This is a genomic window from Lamprobacter sp. (assembly GCF_034860625.1).
In the GTDB taxonomy this organism is placed as follows: domain Bacteria; phylum Pseudomonadota; class Gammaproteobacteria; order Chromatiales; family Chromatiaceae; genus Lamprobacter.
Genome location: NZ_JAYESN010000634.1, coordinates 1 through 904, shown reverse-complemented (window position 1 = coordinate 904; position 904 = coordinate 1). Strand labels below are relative to the sequence as shown.

General features: G+C 64.4%; 1 protein-coding gene. It reads left to right on the top strand.

Annotated elements, in window-relative coordinates:
- A partial coding sequence (gene glyA, locus VBE63_RS30395; protein WP_323686686.1) for a serine hydroxymethyltransferase occupies positions 1-904 on the top strand: 904 nt, incomplete at both ends.

The following is a 904-nucleotide window of genomic DNA, read 5'->3' as shown; positions in this document are numbered from 1 at the left end:
ATCCGAGAACTACGCCAGTCCGCGCGTGATGGAGGCGCAGGGCTCGGTGATGACCAACAAGTACGCCGAAGGCTATCCGGCCAAGCGCTACTATGGCGGCTGTGAGTTCGTCGATGTCGCCGAGCGGCTGGCCATCGAGCGCGCCAAGGCCCTCTTCGGCGCCGATTACGCCAATGTCCAGCCGCATTCCGGCTCGCAGGCCAATGCGGCGGTGTTCATGGCGCTGTGCCAGCCGGGCGACACCGTGCTCGGCATGAGCCTCGCCCACGGCGGTCATCTAACCCACGGCGCCAAGCCCAACTTCTCCGGCAAGCTCTACAACGCCGTGCAGTACGGACTCGATCCCGCCACCGGCGAGATCGACTACGCACAGGTCGAATCGCTTGCGCGCGAGCATAAGCCAAAGATGATCATCGCCGGCTTCTCGGCCTACTCACGCGTCATCGACTGGCAGCGCTTCCGCGACATCGCCGACGAGGTCGGTGCCTACCTGCTGGTCGACATGGCCCATATCGCCGGGCTAGTCGCCGCGGGCGTCTATCCGAGCCCGGTGCAGATCGCCGATGTGACCACCACCACCACGCACAAGACCCTGCGCGGTCCGCGTGGCGGCCTGATCCTGGCCAAGTCCAACCCCGAGCTGGAGAAGAAGTTCAATTCGCTGGTCTTCCCAGGCACCCAGGGTGGGCCGCTGATGCACGTCATCGCCGCCAAGGCCGTTGCCTTCAAGGAGGCGCTGGAGCCTGAATTCAAGGACTATCAGAAGCAGGTCATCCTCAATGCCCAGGCCATGGCCGAGACCTTCCTGGCGCGCGGCTACGATGTGGTCTCCGGTGGCACCGACGACCATCTCTTCCTGGTCAGCTTTATTGAGCAGGGGCTGACCGGCAAGGACGTCGATGCC